This window comes from Treponema primitia ZAS-1 (assembly GCF_000297095.1).
In the GTDB taxonomy this organism is placed as follows: Bacteria; Spirochaetota; Spirochaetia; order Treponematales; family Breznakiellaceae; genus Termitinema; species Termitinema primitia_A.
The window spans coordinates 1-20,182 of the sequence record NZ_AEEA01000079.1 but is presented as its reverse complement, the minus strand read 5'-3'; the positions used below and the strand labels follow the sequence as shown (position 1 = coordinate 20,182).

At 48.6% G+C, this 20,182-nt stretch carries 19 protein-coding genes and 1 tRNA gene; 13 read left to right on the top strand and 7 right to left on the bottom strand.

From position 1 onward, the window contains the following. Window positions 1-995: 995 nt before the first annotated feature. From TPRIMZ1_RS21145 to TPRIMZ1_RS0113075, 3 genes are all read left to right on the top strand, one after another. Window positions 996-1,178: a helix-turn-helix domain-containing protein gene (locus tag TPRIMZ1_RS21145; RefSeq protein ID WP_010260628.1), complete on the top strand. Its 183-nt coding sequence runs from the start codon at window positions 996-998 to the stop codon at window positions 1,176-1,178. Then, window positions 1,175-2,125: a hypothetical protein gene (locus TPRIMZ1_RS0113080; RefSeq protein WP_010260625.1), complete on the top strand. Its 951-nt coding sequence runs from the start codon at window positions 1,175-1,177 to the stop codon at window positions 2,123-2,125. The genes TPRIMZ1_RS21145 and TPRIMZ1_RS0113080 overlap by 4 nt, the downstream gene beginning before the upstream one ends. Window positions 2,126-2,246: 121 nt before the next feature. After that, on the top strand, window positions 2,247-3,380 hold the full coding sequence (locus tag TPRIMZ1_RS0113075; protein WP_010260622.1) for a tyrosine-type recombinase/integrase: 1,134 nt from the start codon (window positions 2,247-2,249) through the stop codon (window positions 3,378-3,380). Here the strand turns inward: TPRIMZ1_RS0113075 and TPRIMZ1_RS0113070 are convergent. From TPRIMZ1_RS0113070 to TPRIMZ1_RS0113040, 7 genes are all read right to left on the bottom strand, one after another. Further along, the gene (locus TPRIMZ1_RS0113070) at window positions 3,377-4,519 is read right to left on the bottom strand and encodes a hypothetical protein (RefSeq protein ID WP_010260619.1); all 1,143 of its coding nucleotides are present in this window, start codon (window positions 4,517-4,519) and stop codon (window positions 3,377-3,379) included. The two genes, TPRIMZ1_RS0113075 and TPRIMZ1_RS0113070, sit on opposite strands and share 4 nt — an antisense overlap. A 196-nt stretch (window positions 4,520-4,715) precedes the next feature. Beyond that, on the bottom strand, window positions 4,716-5,933 hold the full coding sequence (locus tag TPRIMZ1_RS0113065) for a tyrosine-type recombinase/integrase (protein ID WP_010260616.1): 1,218 nt from the start codon (window positions 5,931-5,933) through the stop codon (window positions 4,716-4,718). 159 nt (window positions 5,934-6,092) lie between these two features. Next, window positions 6,093-6,165, bottom strand: a tRNA-Asn gene (locus tag TPRIMZ1_RS0113060). Between the two features lie 234 nt (window positions 6,166-6,399). Beyond that, window positions 6,400-7,323 carry a nickel pincer cofactor biosynthesis protein LarC gene (gene larC, locus TPRIMZ1_RS19025; protein ID WP_420082996.1) on the bottom strand — a complete coding sequence of 308 codons (924 nt, stop codon included), beginning with the start codon at window positions 7,321-7,323 and terminating at the stop codon, window positions 6,400-6,402. 106 nt (window positions 7,324-7,429) lie between these two features. Further along, window positions 7,430-8,665 (bottom strand): MFS transporter, encoded by a 1,236-nt coding sequence (locus TPRIMZ1_RS0113050; RefSeq protein ID WP_010260611.1) that lies wholly within the window; start codon window positions 8,663-8,665, stop codon window positions 7,430-7,432. 3 nt (window positions 8,666-8,668) lie between these two features. Continuing rightward, on the bottom strand, window positions 8,669-9,130 hold the full coding sequence (locus TPRIMZ1_RS0113045) for a DUF3842 family protein (protein ID WP_010260607.1): 462 nt from the start codon (window positions 9,128-9,130) through the stop codon (window positions 8,669-8,671). Next, window positions 9,114-9,644 (bottom strand): nitroreductase family protein, encoded by a 531-nt coding sequence (locus tag TPRIMZ1_RS0113040; protein ID WP_010260604.1) that lies wholly within the window; start codon window positions 9,642-9,644, stop codon window positions 9,114-9,116. The genes TPRIMZ1_RS0113045 and TPRIMZ1_RS0113040 overlap by 17 nt, the downstream gene beginning before the upstream one ends. A 379-nt stretch (window positions 9,645-10,023) precedes the next feature. On the opposite strand from TPRIMZ1_RS0113040, the gene TPRIMZ1_RS0113035 reads away from it, so the two are divergent. The 10 genes from TPRIMZ1_RS0113035 (at window position 10,024) to TPRIMZ1_RS0112990 (ending at window position 19,787) form a co-directional block, all read left to right on the top strand. Beyond that, window positions 10,024-10,554 (top strand): hypothetical protein, encoded by a 531-nt coding sequence (locus tag TPRIMZ1_RS0113035; RefSeq protein ID WP_010260600.1) that lies wholly within the window; start codon window positions 10,024-10,026, stop codon window positions 10,552-10,554. Between the two features lie 420 nt (window positions 10,555-10,974). Further along, on the top strand, window positions 10,975-11,826 hold the full coding sequence (gene hisG / locus TPRIMZ1_RS0113030; RefSeq protein ID WP_010260596.1) for an ATP phosphoribosyltransferase: 852 nt from the start codon (window positions 10,975-10,977) through the stop codon (window positions 11,824-11,826). A gap of 16 nt (window positions 11,827-11,842) precedes the next feature. Next, complete coding sequence (gene hisB, locus TPRIMZ1_RS0113025; RefSeq protein WP_010260594.1) at window positions 11,843-12,478, top strand: imidazoleglycerol-phosphate dehydratase HisB; 636 nt, start codon at window positions 11,843-11,845, stop codon at window positions 12,476-12,478. Next, complete coding sequence (hisH, locus tag TPRIMZ1_RS0113020; protein ID WP_010260591.1) at window positions 12,475-13,107, top strand: imidazole glycerol phosphate synthase subunit HisH; 633 nt, start codon at window positions 12,475-12,477, stop codon at window positions 13,105-13,107. Before hisB ends, hisH begins: the two co-directional genes overlap by 4 nt. 13 nt (window positions 13,108-13,120) lie before the next feature. Continuing rightward, window positions 13,121-13,921, top strand: coding sequence for an imidazole glycerol phosphate synthase subunit HisF (gene hisF, locus TPRIMZ1_RS0113015; protein WP_010260589.1), 801 nt, complete (start codon window positions 13,121-13,123; stop codon window positions 13,919-13,921). Next, complete coding sequence (gene hisE, locus TPRIMZ1_RS0113010; RefSeq protein ID WP_010260587.1) at window positions 13,915-15,255, top strand: phosphoribosyl-ATP diphosphatase; 1,341 nt, start codon at window positions 13,915-13,917, stop codon at window positions 15,253-15,255. The genes hisF and hisE overlap by 7 nt, the downstream gene beginning before the upstream one ends. Next, on the top strand, window positions 15,252-16,355 hold the full coding sequence (hisC, locus tag TPRIMZ1_RS0113005; RefSeq protein ID WP_010260585.1) for a histidinol-phosphate transaminase: 1,104 nt from the start codon (window positions 15,252-15,254) through the stop codon (window positions 16,353-16,355). The genes hisE and hisC overlap by 4 nt, the downstream gene beginning before the upstream one ends. Before the next feature lie 43 nt (window positions 16,356-16,398). Beyond that, on the top strand, window positions 16,399-17,238 hold the full coding sequence (locus TPRIMZ1_RS0113000; protein WP_010260582.1) for a radical SAM protein: 840 nt from the start codon (window positions 16,399-16,401) through the stop codon (window positions 17,236-17,238). Between the two features lie 52 nt (window positions 17,239-17,290). Further along, a complete protein-coding gene (locus TPRIMZ1_RS19020; RefSeq protein WP_010260579.1) occupies window positions 17,291-18,256 on the top strand; it encodes an Rpn family recombination-promoting nuclease/putative transposase in 966 nt (321 codons plus the stop codon). A gap of 349 nt (window positions 18,257-18,605) precedes the next feature. After that, window positions 18,606-19,787, top strand: a complete 1,182-nt coding sequence (locus TPRIMZ1_RS0112990) for a hypothetical protein (protein WP_010260575.1) — start codon at window positions 18,606-18,608, stop codon at window positions 19,785-19,787. Window positions 19,788-20,182 lie beyond the last annotated feature (395 nt).

The window sequence follows — 20,182 nt, the reverse complement described above, 5'->3', positions numbered from 1 at the left end:
AGCTGGAGCAAATACCACGAATTTAAGAAAGTTTTTCAAATGCTAAAAAATATTTATGGTAATTGAATTTGATGAAAAATAAATAACGCTCAGACAATAATTGAGTAACCCGGCAAGGTTACCCGATGTTCAAATACAATAATTAATTTAAATGAGTTTATAACAAGTGTTTTGACTATTGGTTAATATACCGCATCATATTTGCATTGACGTCCATTGACAAACGACCTTTTTATCATTTCCATGGAGTATCTTATAGGAAATGAGGCTTATTATGTACAAACAGATGCAGATTATTCCTCAAATACCGGGGATGACTATTATTTATCGATGCCACGATTGTACTCTGGGTTTTATTAGGAAAGTCCCTATGCTGGGAATATTTAGTTGGCCGCTTGGTAAGAAATGTCCTCATTGCGGCAGCTGGAATATCGAACGCGATAGCCGGGTTCAATACTAGACTTCCAAACCCTACTAAAACCGTTTGGAGTTGAGTTTTGATAGGTTACTAAATAATTCATGCTTATATCGAAAAATATCCTGATCGTTACCGTTACTTAACTTATAATTGTATTTAAAATTTGCGGGATTAAAAAATTATCGCTAGGGAAATCTGCTAAGGTCGTTGGGTTTTCATGTCATCCTATTTCCTATATGGAATCCTCAAATGAATAATTGTAATAAAAAGAATACTTATTCATTTTAGGGAAATGAGTGATATTTCCCCCAAAATATTTTATTAGTAGATGGTCATTGCAATGTTTCGATAATATTCCCAAGTTCATGCTTTATGACGAATGATTGTTATATCTTCCAAAGGAAACATCCACTCGTGTAATAGCCTCTCCATTCTTATGTCCTATTAATTTCTATCTTTTTAAACAAACCCTGCAGAAATAATTCCACCAATATTTATAAACTCTATGTACATTATTATGGCCGTGAAATAGATATCACATTAAAAATCGACCGAATTAAAATTACAGGAGGATTGAATGAAGCAAACTTATTTTAGTGTAAAACAAGCGGCAGAATATTTATCGCTTGCCACAAGTACAGTGTATTCGTATATACATCAGCGTATAATTCCGAGTTCAAAGCTCGCAGGGCGCGTGGTGTTTGAACGGAGTAGACTTGACCGTTGGGTAAAATCAAAACGACAGGAGGGTAAAAAATGATGTTTCCAATTGACATTGAAGGTATCGATAAAATCAAGGTGACGCTTAATCCAATTTGGCTAAATTGCCAGGATGAGCTTCCCCATGTTGATACCCATAACCATTTAACGCTTCATCGGTGCGGGGTCTTTGCTTCTTTAGCTATAGAAGCGGAGTTCATGAATCTATTAGTTGATTATCGAACTAATATTGTGATCGCGATATGCGAATTGATAAAGAGGGGTATAATAACTTTTTTCAACAATTCGTTAACTCCTTATTTTGTTACAGAGCACCTTGACTATTTTGTTACAGGTATTCAGGAAATCGAATTTTACTTTGACCTTCGGCCATGCCACATTACAATGAATGAAGAAGGTAATTTAGTAAAGTTTGATAAAGGCTACTACACTCCCGATTATAACAAAGGAAAGAAAAATAAACGAAAATCTATCGGGATTGTGTATGATAAGAACGAAAAAAACAAAAAAGATAACCACATCAAACGCACCAATATTGACAATTGGCCTTTTAAGACGCGGCTTGAGTTTCGCCTAACCAGCCGGAATTGTAAGTACTTATCTATTGAAAATCTTCGTGGTCCATATAGTGAAGTGATTAAACGATTCACACCATATTTAGCGGTTCAGTATGGTTTGTACTTTAAGGATAATGTCAAAGTTACGGGTCGAGACAATAAGAGGTTAAAACAAATCGTAAAGAAGGCAGAATCAGCTGGTAAACGTTATACAGGTAAGGAACTCAAAAAAACTGAATCTGTGAATGCCGCCAAAAATGCAACGAATGACGATGCAAGGAAGACTATGCAGCGATTTATCAAGGCGCAATTTTTCAGGGAAAAAAGAAAGGAAGAAAATGCTTCAAAAGGTGCATCTATTGGACAAAGTAACATTCAGGAACTGGTCAACCTTGCAATACAGGGGGAAAAAAATAAGACGGGGACTTAATAGGGGGTCATTGAGAGCAAAGACTATATAGAGATCTTTGCTCCGCTGTTATTTGTTTCCAAATATATAAAAGAATATATCCCAAGCAACAACCGAATGGCGAAAGTCAAAGGAGACGGTTGTGAGACCCAGAAATGGTGAGTTTGGCATATTTAAACGAAAGGTGGGAGACAAAGCAATTTTTTATTATTGGACCTATGATGAATCAGGAAAACGATATTATAAAAGTACCGGGAAGCTTAATTGGGATGAGGCAGTAAAATACTGCCGCAGTCTGCAACTAAAAGGACTACTCTTGTCATCTTCGCATAGTAACTTCTTGGCATATTTTAAAGATTTCTTTCTGTATGATGAATGTCCGTATATCTCAGATAAACTACAAAGAGGCTATTCCTATTCAAAAACCTGGGCACAGAAACAGCGTACAATACTCTCTACTATTATTATGCCGGAATTTAAAGATACTATTATCAAAAACATTTCGGCATTAGATTTAGAACGGTTTGTTAAAAACCTCTCAACTCGTGGGATTAATGGCAAAACACGGAACCATGTTATAGCGGTAATAAAAGCGATGTTTGGTTATGCTCAACGGGAAGGGGTAATCGAAATAAACCCGGCTGAAAAGTTACGCTCGTTTTTTGTAATTACCCGTGAGAAAGGCACACTCAGTAAGGAAGAATTGACGGAATTATTTAAGGTTGACAAAAAATCAAACCTGTGGCCCAATGACCGGCATTATTTACTTAACTATGTCGCTGCAGCAACTGGCATGAGACTTGGGGAAATCCTTGCGCTCAGAATGTGTGATATTCATGATTACAGAATTCTGGTCAGTCACTCTTGGAACAGTTTGGACGGGCTTAAGGGGACCAAGACTGGGAAAACACGAGTTATACCAATAGGGCAACAACTTTTCAAAGCGTTAGATAGACTATCTCAGAGCAATCAGACGGAATTCATCTTTTCAGCCAGTAATGGTAAACAACCCTATGACCATAAAACGGTGTATCGGTATTTTTGGCAGGCTTTGGGCAAAATCGGTATCAAACCGGATATAAAAGAAAAGCGGAATATTAGCTTTCATTCATATCGGCACACCTTTAATACTCTGCTGCTTGAATCTGGTATGAATCCGGAGACCGTGAGACTGATTACAGGACATTCTGCGAAAATGACGGCGCATTATAGCCATCTACAGATACCGGCATTATCATTTGACAATAATGTTGTTACTGGGTTAGAAGCGAATTAGCTTTTAACAGGTGGAGGTAACACAATGCTTCCACCTGTTAAGTCATCATTGAAATCAGTTAAACAATTAAAAATCTTATTGTATAATAAAAGTAACTCATCGGTAACATTAATATAGCTGTGAAATGTAACATCGGTTGGTAAATCAACAAAATATTTGAACATATTTATAGTATCTCCATTTATCGTAAAGAAATTATTAGGATATTTATATTCAAATGACAATAATTTTGCTAGCAATTCTATAGCAAAATTAATTGAATGACTCGGTATTACAAAATTTGGAAATTCATTTCTATTTGTGATATTAGTGATGACACTGGAAAATGTATCTTCAATCGATACTATTTTACTTCGAATGTTTCTTTTGGTATTTTCATTATCAAATACAAACCCTAATATTTCAGGCTGTAATTCCTCTTGTTTATTTTTTGATTTTTCTGTATATGTTAACAATGAATATGTGATCCGGGCAATTTCAAAAAGTAAATATGCTAATACCAATACACTGCCAAGTAACGTATATTGCTCAGAAGACCAGTTTAAAAAATGAAATCGGATAAGATTGTCGATGGCATCTATGGACTTAATTCGACCATGAGGATATGAAGCTAGATTTGATTTTGAATATGAGAAAAAAAGGATGCATATGGCATTGGCATAATTTTCATTCTTTCTAAGTATTTGCGTAATTGTTAAAACTACAAATGCAGCATTTATCCGCCGCTTAATTCCTAGCTGTCTCATCGGTTTTATATAAGAATTGCGTACGGCTTCAGATACGATACGCCGAACTTCATCTGCCGTACCCGGGCCTAAGACTAGTTCCGCCTTTAACGGCTTTTCATCCTCTGTCTCAAACAGGTAATTTGCCGGATATCCGGCATCATGCAGAACTGCCCGGAGTAGTATAGGGTTATTGTATAATCCTCCTCCTCCTGGCATCCGCTCAATAAGCTTATAAAAAGCGCCATAACTGATACCGAAGGTCTTCACGACCTCATGGGTATGTCCATTCTCGTATAATTTTTTAAACGAACTGTGGCGGATTTGAAGCTCATCCAAGAACCTCTCAGTTCTGGTTTTTAGCTCTGCTTCTGCCCGTATCCGGGCATCGGCCATTTTTTCATCTCTGTCCATGTTTTTTTCCTGAGAAAAGGTGGTTGATATGAATATCCATGATTTAAATATAGACGAATATGTCTAAAAATGCAATAATATGTCAGTATAAATATAACAGAATATTATATTAATATTCTTTAATATAAGATAAGATAAGGCGAATTCAGATAATTAAACCAGTGGGTGGCTTCCAGACTACCCACTGGTTTTTGTTCTATCCGGATTTACCCCAAAATTGTTCCACAGATGGCCGTACACCCTGATAGGCGATTAAACGCTCGGCTAGAATCGGATTATCATAGTGATCCGTCATGGCTACAGAACGATGCCCGACAAACTCCCGCAAGACCTGTTCCGAAAGCAGGGTCCGCATCCGGGTATTATAGGTATACCGAAGGCAATGGACGGTAAGCCGCCGTGTCTCATGGTCTATTTTTAAGCGATCAAGGCCAAACTGGAATCGATCAAGGATGTAATAGTTGGCGATGGGCTTCCCGTGATAAGGAAATACAAGGCCGGGATAATCGGGAACTTCTGGTACTCTGTCCAGCCAGCGTTCTAGCATCTTCAAGGTGATTTCGGGAATAATAACTGCCCGGCTTCGTGGATCTTCGGCGGTAGCTTTCTTGAGTGATCCTATCTGTCCTCGCTCATCTACGGCCCGGTCTATCACCAAACCACTATTGGGGATACTTATTTGCTCTTTATGGAGTGCCCGGATTTCCCCGGAACGCAAACCAGCAGAGACCGTTACACAAAAGAGGGTTCCAAACATCAGCGCTATCCAGTCTTGTTCCTTCCGCATATCGTCAGGACGTTTCCATATCTCGATGAGTTCTTTTTCATCAAATGGGAAAAGTGAAGTTAGTTCCTTACTGGATAGAATATCTTGCCGTTTTCCGGTCCTTTTAAAAGGTTCAAATTCCGGCGTCATTTCGATAAGTCCATCCCTTTTGGCTTCCCGCATGATCAGTTGCAAGGTGTAGAGAATGGTATTTCGGCAGGAGTTGGAGAGTTCTTTTTCCAAAAGATAATCTTCAACGGCAGTCGGCTTGATCTTATCCAAGGTCAATCTGCCAAACTTAGGCAGGAGATAATTAACCAGATGTCGCCGATGCTGTGCAATGGTTTGTGGTTTCAGGATTTTACCTTTAGCCTTCCATCGCGCTAAATGAGGAGCTCCGTCAAGGAACATTCCTTGGGCAAAGTCTGAGAGGGTCTTTGTCCGTAATTCAATCTTTCGCTTTTCTTCCAGAAGATCCATGCGTAACAGATTTTCAATGAAAGTTGCTGCATCACGTTTACTTTCGCATCCATGTCCACAAGCCCTTTGGACTCGTTTACCCTCGTCATCTTCAAACCAGTAATACCAGAATGTTCCGGTATCCTGCCGACGCTGGAAAAGGTGATATTTCCCGATCTTAACCGCCATACAAACCTCCACACTTTGTTGACAGTTTGTTGACAGTTCTGTTGTCAGGGGCTTTCTGGTCACTTTTCTGACATGTTTTTAAAATATGTCAGAATTGACCTGATGAACTAATTCTTTGCCATATAAAGAAATAGCCCATCCGAAAGGATGGGCTACAGACTCCCCCGCGCGGGTTTGAACCACGGACCCAGTGGTTAACAGCCACTTGCTCTGCCAACTGAGCTACAGGGGAATGATGCAAATAGTATATCCGAAATGGCAAAAATATGTCAAGCCCGCGGGCCATAAGTGGAAACTTTTAATGCAGTTCCGCGCCTGATACCCCTGCCAAAGCCGTTGTCGATGTTTACCACCGAGATACCCGGAGCGTAGGAGGTGAATATGCCCAGCAGGGCGGAAAGGCTGCCTCCTTGGTGATGGGGAGGTCCGAGGCGCCGGCGGCTGTCAATCTAAAGTTTCATCGTCCTTATTTTCCGGCGAATCCATTGTTGATGATCCTTTCCGCTTCTTCCAGGCTTATGCCCCGTTCCCGGGCAAGCCGGGCACGGTCTTCAAATTCGACCTTCGAACGTAGCTTTTCTACGCCGTAGTACACGGTTTTCCGCTGCGTTTCGCCATACTCGGCGTCCAGTTTTTCCTCTTCCCGGCGCAGGGAAAGCCGCCGTACCGTATTCTCCCGGAAGCCGATGGTGGTGGAGCCGCGAAACAGGGTTTCCCGGAGCATATTGAGCTTTTCCTGCCCGGTCAAAACCGAGACAATAGTTCCCGGCCGGGACTTCTTCATCATGCAGGGGGTAAAGGTGACATCCAGGGCTCCTGCGGCAAAGAGGCTCTCCATAAGGAAGCCCAGGGCCTCACCGGTCATGTCGTCGATATTGGCTTCCATCAGAACCAGTTCTTCGGTTTTCCAGGGAACTACAGTTCCAGGGGCTTTAGTCCCGGTATCACCGGCGGCGGATTCTTCCCGCCAGGAAACCCGGAGCAGATTGGGCTTATCCATCTTCCGGGTCCCGATGCCGTATCCGGTTTTCAGTTCCCGGAAACTTGCGGCGCTGATAAATTCGTCCACAGAGGAGGCAAGGATCGCCGCTCCGGTGGGGGTGGTCATCTCTTTCGGAAAGCCCCCGGTTTTAACCGGCATACCCCGGGTTAGGATTACTGTGGCCGGCGCGGGTACGGGCAGCAGGCCATGGGCACAGCGGACCATACCGCCCCCGAGCTCGACTTCCGAGCAGGTGATGCGATCCGGTCTCAATAGATCCAGGCAGATTGCGGCTCCCACAATATCAATGATCGAATCCAGGGCTCCCACTTCGTGGAAGGCTACATCCTCCACCGCCGTCCCGTGCACATGGGCTTCCGCTTCGGCGATGCGGGTAAAAATATCCAGGGCCCGGCTGCTCTTTCGGCAATCATGGCCAACAGACCTTGGTATTTTTTATCTAATGTTTGTTCAGGTGTCGGCATGAAAATGCTCCTATGTCCGTCATACTATTTCAGGGTTCTTCCGTCAACGAAGGTTTCTTAATGGTCGCCGCATAGATGCTGTTGAGGATACCCAGGACGGCGGAGAGGGAAAAGAGTACCTCGATGCCGGTAACTTTCCATATCCAGCCCCCCATAAGGGCGATAAAGATGCTGATCACATGGTTTACCGATATGCCCGTGGAAATGGTGGCGGTAACCTCCTCCTGGCTGGAGGCAATATCCCGAACATAAACGCTGCTGGCCATACTAGCCAGGGAAATAATGGCGTCCAGGATGTAGTTTGCATAGACCACTTTAAAAGCGATGTGCGGGGGAAAAATCCGGTGGGCAAAACCATAGAAGAAACAGACCACCACCAGGATGAGGGTATCGGTAACCATGATAAACTTATACCCCACCTTATCGATGAGCTTTCCTATCAGGGGATTAAAGATGATACCGAAGGCGGCGCTGATCGCCATAAGCATGGCGATGACCGATGCATCGGCGCCGTACTGGAGGATCAGTACGTAGGGCGCAAAGGTGAGGAAGACCTGCTTCCGGGCGCCGTAAAAAACTTCCAGCATATAGAACTTGGTAAACTTTTTAGCAAAGTAAAAACGTCGGCGCGGAGCTTTGTTCTGCGTTTCCTCCAGGGGCAATACGAAGATTATTGTGGCGATCATAAAAACTACGGATACGCCGTATATTACTTTAAAGGGGAGTAGATCATTCCGTTTGTATCCAAACCGGGCGAAGATGAGGAACAGTATCGATACCAGGATAAACCCGGTAATTCTCCCCACATTATCAAGGGCGCCGGCTACACCCAGGGCTGCGCCGCCGGTTTCTTTTTTTGCCAGATGCATGGATATGGTACTCCGCAGGGGTAGTACGATATGTTCACCCAGACTGTAGAGTACCATGAAAAGTACTACAATGAACTTCCCGGTTCCCGCGAAAAGAAGACAAATGAGGCCCAGGGTCATGAAACATAAACCGATCTTGAATATCCGGTTTTCCGAGAGGCGGTACAGTACCGCGAATATCACCACCACCAGAAGGCCGGGAATCTCCCGGAAGAATTCCACCACCCCCCGTTCAAAGTTGGTGATATGGACCAGCTCCGCCAGGTAATTATCCTGTATGCCCCGGTACAGGCCGTAGGAGATACCGGTAAAGAGAAGGACCGCGAGGAAACGTAAATATTTAATATCCGGACGGTAAATATCCTTTAGGGAAATCCGCTTAATAGTAAGCTTCATGAATTATTGCTCCTTAGCAAAACTGATCATCCGTTCTTTGAGAATTTCCACCGCCCGTTCAATCATTTTTCCCAGGGGAAGTGGATCAAACCCCGCCAAGATAAAATGATCCTGCTGTATGGGGATAAGAATTCTTTCCCCCGGCGCGGCAAGGATTGCCTCTGCCATGGAGGCGCTTATCTCCCCCATGAGGCTGTTGGCCAATACAATGCCGATGGGGCCGAGGATAAAATTTCCCAGGCAGACCGATACTTTTACTGCGTTTTCTCCCGTAGCCCCCCGGTGAGCGCCGGCTTTAACCATCCGTTCTGTGGCGGCGGAATTAGTCCCCAGGGCAATGATATCCCACGCCCCGGGCCATTCCGTTTCAATAAGTTCCCGGATCTTGACTATCAGCTGGCCCCCTATACCACCGCCCATACCGTCCACAATTACAATAGTTTTTTTGCTATTTCTGTTTGCCATATGCACCATAATAGACCCGGCGCGGATCAAAGCGATCCTTCTTTTCCGGTACTTTTTCAGGGTCAGGATATCCCAGGGCGATCACCGCGAAGGGAACAATATTGCCCGGCAGACCGAAGCGCTGCGAAAAGGCTCCGACCCGGTTTTTATCGGGATACCAGCCGAGCCATACGCCGCCCAGCCCTTCCTCCACAATCTGCAGAAGGATATTTTCCGTAGCCGCCGCCAGGTCTTGGACCCACCAGGTATCCTCAAGGTCACCGCCCCCGCCAAGGTCGAGGTTGGCGCAGACCGCGATGGCCGCCGCAGCGGAGGGCATCATTTTGGCGTAGGGACTCATATCGGCAATAGCCTGCCGATCCGCCTTATCGGTAATCACCAAAAACTCCCAGGGCCGCCGGTTATGGGCCGAGGGGGCCTCCATTCCGGCCCGAAGAAGCCGTTCTATTTTGTCGCTTTCCACCGGTTTGGGCAGATAACTCCGCACTGAGCGGCGCTGAAAAATCGCAGACATGGACGCCTCCGTTATTATGTTTTACTTAATCATATTGGCAGGAAATTTTCCAGTACCAATATCGGAGGAATACCCTTTTTTCGGACTTATCGGCAAAAACGGGCGGGGGGAGGGGTGCACCCGGCTTCATGTGCGTGTAGAGTCTGCTTGCGGAGCCCCTTCGGGTCTCCTCCAGCAGGGAATTCCACATACATGAAGCCGGGTGTACCCCTCCCCCCGCCCGCCTATGTCACATAGTACGAAGAAGGATATTTCTCAGATGGCTTCGCATGCCGGGGTGGGAGGGGAGGGGCTGACGCCCGCTAAGGGAATATATACATTAATGTTGGGTTTGATTATATTATGGAAGAGGCATTGGTAATATGCAGGGGGAATTATTGTGAAAAAAACAGGTGTTGCATTTTTCATGGTAATAATGATTAGCTTGGGTCTTTATGCTCAGGAAGATGTAATATCGGCTAATAATGAGTTAACGGTATTTTATGATACTGAATTATTCCGGTGGGATTATAATGTGCTTGGCGGATTGAATCTTACTTTGCAAAATATTAATTCAGCAACATTATTTGGAATAAATAAAAATATGGTTTTGGCATTTAACCAATACGCAGATACTAAGGAATATTATGATTCGTATCATCGGAAAAATATAGCGGGTAATATTTTAATGTGGGGCGGTTTAGCTGTTGTCTTGGGTGGCGCCTATTATCCATTATTCGCATTAAATAATGATTCTGATTCTGATACCTATTTACAAAATGTACAAATATCACTTGGCGTAATGTTGGGTGGTTTAGTTACCGAATTAATTGGCACCTTTATTTTGCCGTCAGGACAGGAAAGTCTATTTAAAGCGGTTAACCTGTATAATAGACATAAAATAAAAGAATTTGAATCCAGAAAAAACTAAAAGCACACCACGCATCCGTGCAAGGCGCTTCGTAGAAGTTTGGCAATTAAGTTTAAGCGTAGTTTTGGCCATTATCCAGCCGATAAAGGCGGGCGGGGGGAGGGGTGTACCCGTCTTCATGTATGTGGAATTCCCTGCTGGAGGAGACCTACTGGGCTCCGCAAGCAGACTCTACACGCACATGAAGCCGGGTACACCCCTCCCCCCGCCCGTTTTTGCCGATAGAGATATCTGTATCAATATGGAAACACATATTGACACAGATAACAAATATTAGATAAACTCGAAATATGTACAGGACTTTGGACCACCATCATCATCAGGGATACCCACTCACCCCGGAGTCCGGCGCCTTATAGGCGTTAAAACGGTAATAACCGTGGATTCTCCGGAGTCCACGGTTTTTTTTTGGAGAAAAATATGGATAAGCTGCGGATTTTGATCCCCAAGGGACGGATTTTTGACAATGTTTCCAGGCTCTTTACCGAGGCTGGGTTCCCCATTTACCTGGCGGACCGGACCTATAGGCCGGTGATCGCCGATTGGCTGGATGCCAAGATCATGAAGCCCCAGAATGTGGGGGAATTGCTGGAAATGGGGAGCCACGATGCGGGGTTTACCGGTGTCGACTGGATTAAGGAGAGCGGCGCCGATGTGGTGGAGCTGCTTGACCTGGGCTTAGACCGGGTGCGGATCGTGGCGGCGGTTCCCATAGGGCTGGACGACGATAGCCTCAAAACAAAGAAGCTGGCGGCGGCTACGGAATATGTGAACATCGCCGAAGGCTGGCTTAAAAGCCGGGGCTACAACTACCGCATACTCCGTACGTACGGGGCTACCGAGGTTTTCCCTCCGGACGATGCGGATATGATCATCGACAATACCTCCTCGGGCCAAACCCTGAAGGATAACGGCCTGCGGATCATCGCTACAATTCTGGAATCCTCTACCCGCTTTGTGGCTTCCCGGGCGGCCATGGGGGATCCGGAAAAACGGTCGCGCATTGAAGAACTGGCCATGCTTTTTAAGGCGGTGCTGGACGGCCGGGATAGGGTGATGCTGGAAATGAATGTCCCCAAGGACCGGTTCCCGGCGCTTGTTGCCGGGCTTCCCGCCATGAAGAGTCCCACCGTGGCGCCCCTCTATGGGGATGAGGGGTACGCGGTGAAGATTGCGGTAAGGAAAAACGAAGTTCCGGATATTATCCCCCGCTTAAAAAGACTCGGCGCCGTGGATATTGTGGAATATGATTTACGGAAAGTAGTTCCTTGAGAATAGGGGGTGAATGATGGCGAGGATTGCGGAGATTACCAGGGCGACTCGGGAGACGGATATTACCATACGGTTGAACCTGGACGGGACCGGAGAGGCGAAACTGGATTATCCTATCGGGTTTATGGTGCATATGCTCAATACCTTTGCCCGGCACGGCTTGTTTGATCTGGATGTTCGGGCCCGGGGAGACCTGGAGGTGGATCAGCATCACCTGGTGGAAGACACAGGAATAGTGTTGGGGCAGTGTTTTGCTAAAGCCCTGGGGGAAAAGCGGGGGATACGCAGGGTAGGGAGCTGTCTCTACCCCATGGACGAAACCCTGTCCCGGGCAGCGGTGGATGTTTCCGGCCGGGCCTTCCTGGTATTTGACGCCCAGCTTTCGGGGATACCCCTGGTGTCGGCTCCCGCCGGTTCTGCTTCCAGCTCCGCTGCGGCGTCCACATTCCAGACCGATACCATTGAGGACTTCTGGCAGGGCTTTGTTTCGGCGGCGGCAGTAACCCTGCACCTGGACATACTCCGGGGCAGGAGCGATCACCACAAAATAGAAGCGCTGTTCAAGGCCGCAGCCCGGGCGCTCCGGGAGGCGTCGGAAATTGATCCCCGCTTGCCGGACCTGATCCCCTCCACAAAGGGCGTATTGGCATGATAGGGGTGATTGACTATGGCGCGGGCAATCTGGGTTCGGTGATGAACGCCCTGAAACAGCTGGGACATAAAAGCAGCTTTGTTAAGGGTCCGGAGGAGTTAGCCGGCGGCATGGGGGGCGCTAAAGCGCCTTACGAAAAGATCCTCTTCCCCGGTGACGGCCACTTTGCCACCGCCATGGCCTCCCTGGAAAAGTCCGGTTACGCAGCGGCCTTGCGGGAGTGGATACAGGCGGATAAGCCCTTCCTGGGGATCTGTATCGGCCTCCAGCTTTTGTTCGACTCCTCCGAGGAGGCACCTCCGGTTGATGGTAAGCCCATACCCGGCCTGGGGGTGATCCCCGGTACGGTAAAGCGCTTCCCCGGCCGCAAGGTCCCCCAAATCGGCTGGAACCAAACCCAGGCCCGATCCGGCTCCAAACTATTCCGGGACCTGCCGGAAAATTCATTTTTCTACTATATACATTCCTATTATACGGTCCCGAATAATGATTCCGCCGCAGCCGCCTGGGCCGAATACTATGTCCGCTACTGTTCCGTTGTGGAGCGGGGCGCCCTAGCCGCCGTCCAGTTCCACCCCGAAAAGTCCGGCGCCCTGGGACTGAAGTTGCTGGAAAACTGGGCCAAGTAAAGGAGGCGTTTATATGCAAGCCAAGCGAATAATTCCCTGTCTGGACGTAGACGATGGCCGGGTGGTTAAGGGAATAAAGTTCAAGGGTATACAGGACGCCGGAGACCCGGTGGAACTGGCCCGGCGCTACAACGATCAAGGGGCGGACGAGCTTACCTTCCTGGACATTGGCGCCTCCTATAAGAGCCGCGCTACTTTGCTGGACGTGGTCCGCAAGGTGGCGGCGGAAGTGTTCATACCCCTCTGCGTGGGCGGCGGCATACGTACCGTGGAGGATATGCGGGAAGCCATGAACGCCGGTGCGGACAAGGTTTCGGTCTGTACCTCGGCCTTGAAGAACCCTGGCCTCCTTACCGAAATGGCAAGGGCCTACGGGAGCCAGTGCGTGGTACTGTCCATAGACGCCGCCCGTGCCGGAACTACCCCCAGCGGTAAACCCTACTGGCATGCCTATTCCCACGGCGGCCGCGAGGACACGGGGTTTGATGCGGTGGAGTGGGCGATACGGGCGGTGGAACTGGGCGCGGGGGAAATACTCCTCAACTCCATCGACGCCGACGGTACCGGGGAGGGCTACGATCTGGAACTGACCCGGACCATCCTGGAAGCTGTCCCGGTTCCGGTGATAGCCTCCGGTGGGGCGGGGACCCTGGACCAGATTGCTAACGTATTGCTGCCCCCCGGGGAACAGAGCGGCGATCAATGGGGTAACGCTGATGCTGCTCTGGTAGCATCGCTGCTGCATTTTGGGAAAACTACCATACCGGAAATAAAGAAATACGCCGAATCAAAAGGAGTGTGTGTCAGATGGTAATCGCTTCTATAGATGTGCAGGGCGGCAAGGTCGTTCAGCTAAAACAGGGTTCAGAATTGGTGTTACAACGGGACAACCCGGAAGAGTTAGCCGCGGAATTCGACCGCTATGGTGAAGTGGCGGTGATCGACCTGGACGCCGCCATGGGTAAGGGAAGCAATGCGGATCTTATCAAACCCCTGTTCCGCAAGGCACAGTGCCGGGTGGGAGGGGGGATCAGGACCCCCGAACAGGCGCGGGAATTGGTAAGCCTTGGGGCACAGAAAATTATCCTGGGCTCCTCGGTGTTTCGTAACCCCGCCAAGAAAGGGGCCGGTATGAGCGGGGGAGAATTCACCGTCAATATACCTTTTCTGGAAGCCCTGGTTAAGGCCATTGGCCGGGAGCGGGTGATCGTTGCGGTGGACGCTTCGGGAATCAAAGATTCCCAGAGTGATGGAACGGGAAACTACGAAATCGTAGTGGACGGCTGGAAAACTCCAACCGGGCTGGATCTTATTGAAAGCGCCAAGGCGGTGGAGCCCTACGCATCGGAACTCCTCTTTACCTGCGTGGACCGGGAAGGTACCATGACCGGCATTGACCTGGGCCCGGTAGAAAAACTGCGGGGAGCCGTTTCCTGCGGTATTACCGCCGCCGGCGGGGTTTCCACCTTGGAAGAAATCGAATCCCTGGCCGCCCGTAACTGTGATGTTCAGCTGGGTATGGCCCTCTATACGGGTAAAATAAAACTCGCCGATGCCTTTATCGCCTCCCTCAACTGGAAGAAAGCCGCTTCATCGGAAAATGCCGCGGCGCTTCTCCCGGTAATAGCCCAGTCCCCCGACGGCCAGGTCCTGATGACCGGCTTCACGAACCGGGAAGCGCTGAGCGAAACCTTCAAGCGGGGCAGTCTCTGTTTCCACAGCCGCACCCGTAACAAACTCTGGATGAAGGGCGAGAGTTCCGGAAACACACTAAAACTGCTGCGTCTCCGTGCCGACTGTGACCGGGACGCCATTCTCGCCGTGGTGGAGCCCAGAGGCCCCGTCTGCCACACCGGCGCCTGGACCTGCTTTGAGACCGGCCGCCGCTACACCTGGGAATACCTCCAGGCCATTATCGCCGAACGATTCCGCAGTCCCGCCCCGGGCTCTTACACCGCCACCCTGGACGACGAACTGGTCCGGGAAAAGGTGATGGAGGAAGCCGAGGAAGTCTGTACCGCCAAAACCCACGACGAAATCGTCTGGGAAGCGGCGGACCTTTTGTACTTCACCACCGCCCTGATCACCCGCGCCGGTGTTGACGTGGGGGAGGTACTGGACGAACTGGACCGGAGGCACAAAAAATGAGCAGCTATTGGAACGACCGCGTTCAAAAACTGGACCCCTATGTGCCGGGCGAACAGCCCCGGGACGGACAGTTTGTCAAGCTGAACACCAACGAGAACCCCTATCCGCCCTCACCAAAGGTGATAGAGGCGATACGGAATGTTCTTTCCGACGGCCCCGCCATGGGGGACCGGCTCCGGCTGTACCCCGACCCCGGCTGCCGGGAACTGCGGGAGGCTGTCGCCGCGCGGTACGGCGTCAAGCCTGATCAGGTCTTTGCGGGTAACGGTTCCGATGAAGTTCTGGCCTTTGTTTTTGGGGCGTTTTTCAACAGTAACATTGCGTTACCAATACTGTTTCCGGATATTACCTATAGCTTTTATCCGGTCTATGCGGGGCTTTGGAATATCCCCTTCCGTACCATCCCGTTGACGGAGGATTTTTCTATCAATAGTGATGATTACTTCGTGCCCTCCGGCGGGGTGATCTTTCCCAACCCCAACGCTCCCACCGGCCGGACTCTGCCCCTCCGGGACATACTGGCAGTGGCAGGCTATCAGAAAAAGCAGAACCGGGTGGTGGTGGTTGATGAAGCGTACACCGCCTTTAGCGGCTCTGCGGGGGATGTGTCGGCGGTTCCCCATATAAAGGAGTATCCCAACCTTCTTACGGTCCACACCTTTTCAAAGATGGGTTCCCTGGCGGGGCTCCGGGCCGGTTTCGCCATAGGCAGTGAGGAGCTCATCGAAGGGCTCTGCCGTGTCCGGGACTCCTTCAACTCCTACCCCCTGGACCGTCTTGCCCAGGCCGGGGCTGCCGCTGCCATCAGGGATACTGCTTATTATGACGGGGTAACACAAAAAGTAATCGCCACCCGGGAACGGACCGCCGCCGCCCTCATTGCCCTGGGCTTTAGGGTGATCCCCTCGGGGGCGAATTTCCTTTTTGTCAGTTCTCCAAAAAAACCCGGCCCGGAGTTATTCGCCGCCCTCCGTGAGCGGGGCATTTTGGTCCGGCACTTTAACAAGCCCCGGATCGTAGATTTCCTCCGGGTCAGCATCGGTACCGATGAAGATATGGACGCTTTTCTCAAAGCCTGCGGAGAGATTGTTTTTGACTAAGGTTTGTAGTATATTTTAACGGAATAGTTTCCAGGAGGGTTATATGACTATCGGTTCTGTGGAAAATCACCGCGGCCGTGAGGGGGGCGCCATGGTGTACCCTGTTTATTCCCGCCGTTCCAAGGGCCTTTCTGTTGGGATCAATCTTTTTCCGGATCGTAAGATTTGTACGTTTGATTGTCCCTACTGTGAAGTTTTTCCTTTTCAAACTGATATTAGTTTTTCTGTGGATACCATGGCGGAAACACTGCGGGATGTTCTTGCAGAGGCCCATAGCCGGTCCGAAGTGGTGAGGGATATCTGTTTTTCCGGCAACGGGGAGCCCACGGTTTCCCCGCATTTTCCCGAAGCCCTGGAAGCGGCGGCCCGGATCCGCTCTGAGCTTGTTCCCCAGGCGGCTCTGGTACTGATTACCAATGCTACGGGCCTCTTGAAGGACGAAACCTTTGAGTTTCTGCGCCGCGCCGCCGTCGGTCCGGAGGCTTTGAAGATCTGGCTCAAACTGGACGCCGGTACCGAAGACTGGTACGCCCAAATGGATCGTTCCGCCGTACCCTATGACCGTTTAATCGCCGCAATAAAAGCCCTTTCGCGTACCGCCCCCTTTACCCTCCAGACCATGATTTGCGCCATAAACGGCGCCCCCCCGCCGCCGGTGGAAGCAGCAGCTTGGGAGCGCCTCGCCCTGGAACTGGCCGCCGCAGGCCATATCGCCTCCTTCCAAATCTACGGCAAGGCCCGGCCAAGCCCCGGGGACCCCGCCGCATCCTCCCTGCCGGCGCCGATCCTTGAAGAGCGCGCCGCCTCCCTGAGAACCGCATTGAGCGCCGCCGGCCTGCGCAGTCCGGACGGAAAACCCATCCCGGTGGAAGTTTTTTTATAGAACACTAAAGCAAAATCCACGTGTACCCCCTAATCCCGGTTAGGAGGCATTTATGGTTATTTATCATTCCAGGGATAACAGTATTAAACTTATCCTGGGCAATCACCAACTTTTTGTGGAATTCCTGCGGGATTTCATACCCATCGACCTGTTAAAGGATATCCAAGCGGAGGATATAGAAGACCTCACCGAACGGTTCCTGCCCCTATTCCAGGACGGACAGGATTCGGACACGGTGAAGCGGATTAGCCTAAGGGGAAAAACACCCCTTTTCGTTATCGCCATCGTGGAGCATGAGTCCAAGGTTAATTTCCGGTCCAGCTTCAAAATGCTGCAGTACATTTGTCTGGTCCTGGACAACTACGAAAAGGAGGAAAATCAAAAAACGAAGGGGATAAGCTCAACCAAGGACTTCCACTATCCCCCGGTACTGCCGGTGGTCTTCTATGACGGCCCCGGTCCCTGGACGGCGGAGCTGAACTTTCTGAACCGGACTGATCTGAATGAGGTATTTTACAAGTACATCCCCAAGTTTGAGTACGAACTGGTGAATCTAAACCAGTATACCCAGGAGGATCTTACCCGGTTTAACGACACCATTTCCCTAATCATGCTCATCGATCAGCTGAAAACCCATGATGGGAATTCGGTGCTGAGTAAAATACCCCGGGAATATTTTGCAAAACGGGCATTGAAAATCCCGGAAAACCTGCGTAAAGTGATAGATGATGTCATAACCGTTCTGTTAAACCGCCTGGAATACCCCGAAGAAACAATCCGGGAGGTGACCATGCAAATTACCGGGAAGGAGGGTAATATGCTTTTTGATGGGTTTGTAGAGGCAGTAAAAGAGGAACGCCGTATTCAAAGGGAAGAGGGGCGAGAGGAAGGTCGAGAAGAAGGCCGGGAGGAAGGCCGGGAAGAAACAAAAGCGAAATACCAGTCCATACTGGCGGAAAAAGATCGGGAAAACCAGGAGCTTAGACGAAAGCTACAGGAAGCCGGGATAATATATTGAAACTACCGCAGTAAGCTAAAATTGTGGGGTGGAGTTACCGAAGGCGCTGCTGAACCATAGTTCGGGCTATGCCCCTGAATGATCCCCAATTTCACAATAATCCGACACATAATTTGCGGAAAAAAGCATACCTTTTTTTAACCGTTTTATCCCCACTCGGTCGTCTATTAACTTAATTCGTTATATTATAAGGAATTGCCAAATGCTTGGAAAATTCGAAAAAAAATCAAAATCTCCTAAAAATCTTGACAATTCTGATTTAATACCGATATACTAAAGGCAAAGCATAAAGAGATCACGGGTATTCGTAGAATATTCGCTCTTGTCGTATCTAGGAGGGTCCTATCAAATGAAGAAAATGTTAGTTGTTTTATTGATCCTTGCGATGGCTATGGGAGCCTTCGCTCAGGAATTAAAGTGGAGCGGTGATGTAAGCACCGGCTTCGAATCGAGTTATTTAGAATCGAAGAATGAAAACTTACCAAGTAGTAATGATACAACCAAGGATGAGGATTTTAAGTTCTATAGCTATGATGCAGACAATGGCGCTCCTCTCCGTGCTCAGCTGGTACTTGATTATGCTAATGGAAACGTTGGCGCCAAAATAAAGTTCAAATTGGAAGAACCTAAAAAACTTGGTGTTAATAGTATTTTTGACTTTGCATATTTATCCTATAAGTTTATTGACATAATTGATCTCTATGCTGGTAAGATAGACAACGGCGTTTGGAACACCGGTGGTGATGAGGACGGCGATGCCGGGGAAGGCCTTGGTGCCTTGGTACAGGTTGCTCCTATTGGTGGTTTAACAGTGGGTGCTGGTCTCTACATCAATGATGACAATGAGATCAATTCTGAGTACACCCCAGGGAGTTCGAGTGATGATGGGATTTTTTATGCTGATTATACCATTGGCGCTGCATTCGACCATGATCTTTTCAGGGTAGCTCTCAGTGCTCGTGCCAGCGATACTATGTTACGCCAGTTCTGGTTCGGTGTCTCTCTTAAGGCTATTGATAAGCTCGGTTTGGCCGTTGAAGCGTTCAGCAAAAACCTCTCTGATAAGGATATCGCTTGGCAGATTGATGAAAAGATTAGTTACGATCTCGGCGCCTTAGATGTAGGGCTTACCGCTTATCAGTGGATTAACCAAGTGAATTCAGCTGGCTATCTTGATGGTATCGGTACGGGTAATAGTGATGAAACTGTTGGAAAATATTTAGAAGGAGTACCTGCTGAAGATACTAAATTAGGTTGGAAGTTTAGTCCTTGGGTTTCCTACGCCATTGGCAACATCCTTCCTAAGCTTTCATTTGCTATCGGTGGTACTGGAGTTGATGGTGCCGCAGCGAAAGCCGATATCGTGTATTTCCAGGTTAAACCGAGTGTTGGGTTTAGCATTGCTGAGAATGCCAGTATCACATTTGCCTATGCTTTCGATAATGCTACCCTTACTCCTGATGTTTCTGGTGCCAAAGACATTACCGCTACTCAGCATGCTGTTTCCTTTGACTTCCGTATAGCTTTCTAATTTAACTAGAAACCTAGATTTTACTAACCGGTTCCCTAGGGAGCCGGTTTTTTTATGGTGTAGTGGGGGGTAGAAAATATGCTCGGGACATCGATCCGGGCGTATCGAAAAAACGCCGGTGGGGGCGGGGAATCCCCACTGCGGGATGCCTGTAGAGTCTGCTTCCGGAGCCCCTTCGGGTCTCCTACAGCAGGGAATTCCTCGGACCGTAGGTCCGCAATATCCCGCAGCGTGGCTTCCCCGTCCCCACCGGCGCCTGTACGATGGGCCTGTGTTTGAGCATATTTCCTAGGGAATACGCTCAACGTAGCTTGGTGGTTCGGATTAGTTAGGCGTTACCGGCTCCGGGGTGCGGAAGTTGCCTATCTTCAGTAGGCGCGTTGTCAATTGACCAA